At 44.9% G+C, this 5,584-nt stretch carries 2 tRNA genes and 3 rRNA genes; all 5 read right to left on the bottom strand.

Features of this window, described 5'->3' with window-relative positions:
• Positions 1–184: 184 nt before the first annotated feature.
• The 5 genes from rrf to UNSWCS_RS11365 all read right to left on the bottom strand — a co-directional run bounded on the left by rrf (position 185) and on the right by UNSWCS_RS11365 (position 5,545).
• Positions 185–303: ribosomal RNA gene (rrf, locus tag UNSWCS_RS11385) — 5S ribosomal RNA — on the bottom strand.
• Positions 304–436: 133 nt separating this feature from the next.
• A 23S ribosomal RNA gene (locus tag UNSWCS_RS11380) occupies positions 437–3,342 on the bottom strand.
• Positions 3,343–3,775: 433 nt separating this feature from the next.
• A tRNA-Ala gene (locus UNSWCS_RS11375) sits at positions 3,776–3,851 on the bottom strand.
• Between the two features lie 12 nt (positions 3,852–3,863).
• Positions 3,864–3,940 (bottom strand) — tRNA-Ile (locus tag UNSWCS_RS11370).
• A gap of 94 nt (positions 3,941–4,034) precedes the next feature.
• A 16S ribosomal RNA gene (locus UNSWCS_RS11365) occupies positions 4,035–5,545 on the bottom strand.
• The 16S, 23S and 5S rRNA genes sit together here with 2 tRNA genes alongside, the layout of an rRNA operon.
• Between the last annotated feature and the right edge of the window lie 39 nt (positions 5,546–5,584).

The raw sequence follows: 5,584 nt of genomic DNA, 5'->3' as shown, positions 1-5,584 counted from the left end.
TAAATTTAAAAAGACAAATAAACCCAATAACATAAAAACAAATATAAAAAATTTACTACATTTAATCAATAAAACCTAATCTAAAAATAAAAATAAAAATTTTAATATTTTATACTTAAACAAGAAGTAACAATAATAAAAAACCAAGATTAATAATATAAGAATTAAAGCAGACAAACAACAAAGCCCGCAACGACCTACTTTTCCAACATCCCAGTAAGGGAGAGTATCATCAGCCAGGACGAGCTTAGCTTCTTGGTTCGAGATGGAGCAAGGCGTTTCCTCGTCTGTATAGTCACGGGCAGTGTTAAATAAAAGATATATTAGCTAAATCTCTTATTTAACACTACTAGATAAAGTTAAAAGTCATAAACAAAGTTTTATAAAAACATATCTTATTAAGTTTTTATCCTTAACAAGGAAGTGATGCTTATTAAAAGATAAGCAGACGAGCTATTAGTACTGGTCAGCTAAAGGACTTTCATCCATTACACACCCAGCCTATCAAACACATAGTCTATATGAGCTCTTAAAAGAAGATTCATCTTGGAGTTGGCTTCCTGCTTAGATGCTTTCAGCAGTTATCACATCCCAACATAGCTACCGAGCGGTGCCCTTGGCAGGACAACTCGTACACCAGTGGTTGGTTCGACCCGGTCCTCTCGTACTAGGGTCAACTCTCCTCAATCTTCTTGCGCCCACGGCAGATAGGGACCGAACTGTCTCACGACGTTCTGAACCCAGCTCGCGTACCGCTTTAAATGGCGAACAGCCATACCCTTGGGACCTGCTCCAGCCCCAGGATGCGATGAGCCGACATCGAGGTGCCAAACCTCCCCGTCGATGTGAGCTCTTGGGGGAGATCAGCCTGTTATCCCCGGGGTACCTTTTATCCTTTGAGCGATGGCCCTTCCACACAGAACCACCGGATCACTAAGACCGACTTTCGTCTCTGCTTGACGTGTATGTCTCGCAGTTAAGCTGGCTTATGCCTTTATACTCTACGAACGATTTCCAACCGTTCTGAGCCAACCTTTGTAAGCCTCCGTTACATTTTGGGAGGCGACCGCCCCAGTCAAACTACCCACCAGACATTGTCCTACTTGAGGATAACTCAAGCTAGTTAGCTATCAGAATAAAAAAGAGCGGTATCTCAACAATGGCTCACCATAAACTGGCGTCTATGGATCAAAGCCTCCCGCCTATCCTGCACATTTTTATCCCAATAGCAGTGTCAAGCTGTAGTAAAGGTCCACGGGGTCTTTCCGTCTTGCCGCGGGTAGGAGGAATTTTCACCTCCACTACAATTTCACTGGATCCCTCTTCGAGACAGCTCCCATCTCGTTACGCCATTCATGCAGGTCGATATTTAATCGACAAGGAATTTCGCTACCTTAGGACCGTTATAGTTACGGCCGCCGTTTACTCGGGCTTCGATCAAACGCTTCGCAGAGCTAACGTCATCAATTAACCTTCGAGCACCGGGCAGGCGTCACACCCTATACATCCTCTTACGAGTTAGCAGAGTGCTGTGTTTTTGGTAAACAGTCGGGAGGGACTCTTTGTTGTAACCTTCAATGCTTACGGAGTAAATCCTTCACAAAGTTAGGCACACCTTATACCGAAGATACGGTGCTATTTTGCAGAGTTCCTTGAAGAGAGTTCTTCCACGCGCCTTAGAATACTCATCCCACCCACCTGTGTCGGTTTACGGTACGGGCAACTATAACTAAACTTAGAAACTTTTCTTGGCTCGACAGTATCAAGGATTTACGATTCATTCCGAAGAACTTCACGCACCTGTAAGGCCTCGGCTTAAAGGAGTTCGGATTTGCCTGAACTCCAACCTGCACCTTTCGACCAGCACTACCATCCGCTGGCTCCTCTAACTCTAAGCGTCCTTCCATCGCACATTATAGTTGGCATTGGAATATTAACCAATTTTCCATCGCATACCCCCTTTCGGACTTTGCTTAGGACCCGGCTAACCCTACGATGACGAGCATCGCGTAGGAAACCTTGGGTTTACGGCGTTGGGGATTCTCACCCCAATTATCGCTACTCATGCCTGCATGCTCACTTGTATTCGCTCCAGCACTCCTTACCGGTATACCTTCAACGCAAATACAACGCTCTCCTACCACTTAGTAAAACTAAGTCTAAAGCTTCGGTACTCATTTTAGCCCCGTTATATTTTCCGCGCAGAATCACTAGACCAGTGAGCTATTACGCTTTCTTTAAAGGATGGCTGCTTCTAAGCCAACCTCCTGGTTGTTTAAGTAACTCCACATCGTTTTCCACTTAAATGAGATTTAGGGACCTTAGCTGTTAGTCTGGGTTGTTCCCCTCTCGACGACGGATTTTATCACTCGCCGCCTGACTGCCATGATTACGCACTAGGTATTCGGAGTTTGATAGGGTTTGGTACATTGGTGTATGCCCTAGCCCATTCAGTGCTCTACCCCCTAGTGTTACTACATGACGCTATACCTAAATATATTTCGGAGAGAACCAGCTATCACGATGTTTGATTGGCCTTTCACCCCTATCCACAAGTCATCCCATAGCTTTTCAACGCTAGCGGGTTCGGTCCTCCACCGGCTCTTACACCGGTTTCAACCTGCTCATGGATAGATCACATCGTTTCGGGTCTGCAACGTCTGACTAAACGCCCTATTAAGACTCGCTTTCGCTACGGCTCCGGGTTTCCTTAACCTCGCCAGACATCACAACTCGCAGGCTCATTATGCAAAAGGCAGTCCATCACCCTGATAAATCATAGGGCTCTGAATGATTGTAAGCAAATGGTTTCAGGTTCTATTTCACTCTGATCACCTCAGTTCTTTTCACCTTTCCCTCACGGTACTTGTGCACTATCGGTCTAGTAGTAGTATTTAGGGTTGGATAGTGGTCTACCCAGCTTCAGACAGAATATCACGTGTTCCGCCCTACTCAGGATACTGCTAAGTAAAACAAAGCTTTCATATACGGGGGTATCACCCTCTGTGCCTAACCTTTCCAGGTTGTTCTATTAGCTAAGTTTAGTCTATATTGCAGTCCTACAACCCCACTAGTAAACTAGTGGTTTGCCCTCTTACGCGTTCGCTCGCCGCTACTAGCGTAATCTCTTTTGATTTCTTTTCCTGAGGGTACTAAGATGTTTCAATTCCCCTCGTTCGCTCCGTTATACGGTAACTAATATCTCTATTAGTTGGGTTGCCCCATTCAGAAATTCCCGGATCAAAGCCCCTTGACGGCTCCCCGAGACTTATCGCAGCCTGGCACGTCTTTCATCGCCTCTACTAGCCAAGGCATCCACCACTTGCTCTTTGTAGCTTACCTTTTCTATATTAGATTATTCTAATTCGCATCACTTCCTTGTTAAAGATAACTTTATGTTACTACATTTAAATTCTAACTCTCAAGACGGAAAGCATTGACTACTATTTAGATAAGTTTTAAATCCTAAATAGATTGTGATATCAAACTTTTGCATTAAATGCAAAGAGAATAGAAATTTAAATCTTTAACAAGTCCTGTAAAATTGTTTTTAAAACTTGCTTGTGACTATTAACAATATTAATTAAAAGAACATTTAGACTTCGCAGACTAGCAAGCTAGCCTTTACGACCAAAGAGTTACACCCTTTGGAAACCCCTAAAGCACAAAGTTGCTTTCGGCAACTTCGTAATCAATAAAGATTAAGACGCTTAAAAGTCTAAAGTAAATGTTTCTAAAAACACTTAATATAGACTTTTACTGTTAAACTATTTTATGGTGGAGAATAGCGGGATCGAACCGCTGACCTCCTGCGTGCAAAGCAGGCGCTCTCCCAGCTGAGCTAATTCCCCAATTAAATTCTCTGGTGGGCCTAACAAGACTTGAACTTGTGACCTCACCCTTATCAGGGGTGCACTCTAACCAGCTGAGCTATAGGCCCCTATAGGTCTATCAATCTTTCAAAACTAAACAAGGATGATTGAGAATATCTTTCTTATAGATATCTTGTGAGAGAATATCTATATGTACTCTAGAAAGGAGGTGATCCAACCGCAGGTTCTCCTACGGTTACCTTGTTACGACTTCACCCCAGTCGCTGATTCCACTGTGGACGGTAACTAATTTAGTATTCCGGCTTCGAGTGAAATCAACTCCCATGGTGTGACGGGCGGTGAGTACAAGACCCGGGAACGTATTCACCGTAGCATGGCTGATCTACGATTACTAGCGATTCCGGCTTCATGGAGTCGAGTTGCAGACTCCAATCCGAACTGGGACATATTTTATAGATTTGCTCCATCTCGCGATATTGCTTCTCATTGTATATGCCATTGTAGCACGTGTGTCGCCCCGGACATAAGGGCCATGATGACTTGACGTCGTCCACACCTTCCTCCTCCTTACGAAGGCAGTCTCATTAGAGTGCTCAGCCGAACTGTTAGCAACTAATGACGTGGGTTGCGCTCGTTGCGGGACTTAACCCAACATCTCACGACACGAGCTGACGACAGCCGTGCAGCACCTGTCTTAACATTTCTGCAAGCAGACACTCTTCCATCTCTGGATGATTTGTTAGATATCAAGTCCGGGTAAGGTTCTTCGCGTATCTTCGAATTAAACCACATGCTCCACCGCTTGTGCGGGTCCCCGTCTATTCCTTTGAGTTTTAATCTTGCGACCGTACTCCCCAGGCGGTATACTTAATCCGTTAGGTGCATTACTGCCAAGACTAGCTTAGCAACAACTAGTATACATCGTTTAGGGCGTGGACTACCAGGGTATCTAATCCTGTTTGCTCCCCACGCTTTCACGCATTAGCGTCAGTTGAGTTCCAGCAGATCGCCTTCGCAATGGGTATTCCTGGTGATCTCTACGGATTTTACCCCTACACCACCAATTCCATCTGCCTCTCCCTCACTCTAGATTATCAGTTTCCCAAGCAGTTCTATGGTTAAGCCATAGGATTTCACAAGAGACTTGATAATCCGCCTACGCGTCCTTTACGCCCAGTGATTCCGAGTAACGCTTGCACCCTCCGTATTACCGCGGCTGCTGGCACGGAGTTAGCCGGTGCTTATTCGTTAGGTACCGTCATTGTTCTTCCCTAACAAAAGGAGTTTACGCTCCGAAAAGTGTCATCCTCCACGCGGCGTTGCTGCTTCAGGGTTTCCCCCATTGAGCAATATTCCCTACTGCTGCCTCCCGTAGGAGTCTGGACCGTGTCTCAGTTCCAGTGTGACTGATCATCCTCTCAGACCAGTTATGCGTCATAGCCTTGGTGAGCCATTACCTCACCAACTAGCTGATACAATATAGCCTCATCCTACACCGAAAAACTTTCCCTATCTAACTTATGTAAAACAGGAGTATAGAGTATTAGCAGTCGTTTCCAACTGTTGTCCTCTAGTGTAGGGCAGATTAGCTATACATTACTCACCCGTGCGCCACTAACTCATAAGAGCAAGCTCTTACTTGTCCGTTCGACTTGCATGTATTAGGCACGCCGCCAGCGTTCACTCTGAGCCAGGATCAAACTCTCCATATTAACCTTCTTTAGCGTAAAGCAAAGCTTTACTAAGAAGCA

The organism is Campylobacter concisus UNSWCS, from assembly GCF_000466685.1.
In the GTDB taxonomy this organism is placed as follows: domain Bacteria; phylum Campylobacterota; class Campylobacteria; order Campylobacterales; family Campylobacteraceae; genus Campylobacter_A; species Campylobacter_A concisus_A.
This window is presented reverse-complemented; position numbering and strand designations above follow the sequence as displayed.